The sequence below is a fragment of the Burkholderia sp. AU4i genome (genome assembly GCF_000466765.1).
Taxonomy (GTDB): domain Bacteria; phylum Pseudomonadota; class Gammaproteobacteria; order Burkholderiales; family Burkholderiaceae; genus Burkholderia; species Burkholderia cepacia.
This window is the reverse complement of sequence record NZ_ASSI01000230.1, coordinates 1-1,787: the sequence shown is the minus strand read 5'-3', so window position 1 is coordinate 1,787 and position 1,787 is coordinate 1. Positions and strand designations below refer to the sequence as shown.

The following is a 1,787-nucleotide window of genomic DNA, read 5'->3' as shown; positions in this document are numbered from 1 at the left end:
GTGCGTCGGGCAACACGACGAACGCGCGGTACAGCGCCCCTGTGGCCAGGCCGGTGGTCAGGATCGGTCGTTCGGCGACTTTCAGATTCATCGTTGCACCTCAATGAAGTAGGAGCGGCGTGCGCGTTGCGCATCACCTGCCTCGCTGGGCTTCCTGGAGAATTGAGACGACGGCGGGGGTGCGCAGGGCCGCGCCGAGCACGACATAGTCCGGATGGTCGCCCCGCGTCTCCGAGAACACGCACTCGCTGGCCAAACCCATCGCGAACGCCATCGCCTGCGCCGGCGTGCTCTGGTCGAGCACCGTGCTGGCCACGACGTCTGCGATCACCGCCTGCTCGTGCGGCAGCGGCGCACGGCCCAGCTTCGGCTTGACGGCTTCATTCACGCCGGTGGCGACCAGGCTGATCAGGTCGATGCGCGGCAAGTAGGTGGCGAGCTGCTCGGCCATGCCGTCCTCGAGCGCCAGTGTGAAGCCTTCGCGGAATAGCGGCGCACGCTCATACGCGATGCGCAGGCAGCGCATTTCGTGCGCGTCGACGGCGATGTCGGCCAGCTGGAACTGGTGCCGAACGTCGTACGCCTCCAGGCGCACATTCCGATCGTCGCCGGTCAGCGCGGGGCGCGCCAGCACGCTGACGATGATCGTCGGCGAACCGAACGAGTCGGCCGCGCTGACCGGGATCAGCTGGATCATGTAATGCGGGCCTTGGAGGATGACGCCAGCCTGCAGGCGCTGGACTTCGATCATGGAGGGTTTCCTCGTTGTGTGTTGGACAATGCGGTCGTGGTCACAATCGTTGCGGCCTGGCAGCGAAATCACGCCTGCCCGGCCGACGCCAAGGTGCCGGCCTCGCTGTCGGCCGCACCGAGCCCGATGGGTGCACGACCCGGCACCCGTCGCGTGTTGCGTGCCGCGATCCAATCCGGCGCGTCGCTGGTCGCGACGAACAGGCTGCGCGCCGTCGCGCCTCGTTCGCGATACGTGCCGAGCTCGACTCCGCCAAAGAACTTCATCTGCCATAAGGTGACGCGCGGATTCTCGTGCATATGTACGCCACGGTATTCGAACACGCCGTTGCCGATTGTGTGTTCGACGCGGCCGCCGGCCTCGCAGCGCGCCAACAGGTCTTCGAACGTCGCCTGCCCCGCTCCCGTAAACATGTTCGCGGACGCCACGGCGTGCGGCGCAATCTGGAGATGCCAGTGGTGCCAGGCGAGGCCGAGCGCGATGTAGCAGCACAAGATGGCCAACTGCTCGCCGTCGAACGGTACCGACATCCCGATGGCCCACTGCCGTCCGGTTGTCTGATCAGGCGATCGCGCTGCCCGACAAACAACGCGCGGCGCAACGCGTCGTTATTGGCCAGTCGTGGACCGAGCTGCGTGGCGAGCGCCTCGATCGCGTCGGGATGCACGCCCCCCATGAGCAACACAGACAGCACATAGTGTTCGAGGCGGGACTTCGCCGTGTTGCATTCCTGGCAGGCCGGCACCTTCGGCAGGTTGTCGCGACCGCCAAGGAGAAAAAACTCGCGCGCGATCACGTGGTCTGCCGTATTCCCGCCCCCCTCGAGCCCGCAATACACGCAGGTCTTGTTCCGAAATCGCTTGCTGCCCAAGTCGTCTCTCCTGGCGAAAAGATTGGCTCAGCTGCGCGGGGCGCGCTGCTCGAGGTGGATCACGTTCGCGCGCCGGAAATCCACGCGCTCGCCGAGGCAGAACCCGTCGAACTCGTCGCCGACGTCGCCGGCGCCGACGAACTCGGTGACGAGCGCCTGGTACAG

The 1,787-nt window shown here is 66.3% G+C and carries 2 protein-coding genes; both read right to left on the bottom strand.

Going from position 1 to position 1,787, the window contains the following annotated elements:
- Positions 1-133: 133 nt before the first annotated feature.
- A complete protein-coding gene (locus L810_RS37840; protein ID WP_021163424.1) occupies positions 134-751 on the bottom strand; it encodes a hypothetical protein in 618 nt (205 codons plus the stop codon).
- A gap of 68 nt (positions 752-819) precedes the next feature.
- Positions 820-1,281: a hypothetical protein gene (locus L810_RS37835; protein WP_021163423.1), complete on the bottom strand. Its 462-nt coding sequence runs from the start codon at positions 1,279-1,281 to the stop codon at positions 820-822.
- Positions 1,282-1,787: the final 506 nt, after the last annotated feature.

Excerpts from the sequence above, each read along its gene's own strand:
- L810_RS37840 (WP_021163424.1), bottom strand. The coding sequence starts at position 751 with ATGATCGAAGTCCAGCGCCTGCAGGCTGGCGTCATCCTCCAAGGCCCG.
- L810_RS37835 (WP_021163423.1), bottom strand. The coding sequence starts at position 1,281 with ATGTCGGTACCGTTCGACGGCGAGCAGTTGGCCATCTTGTGCTGCTAC.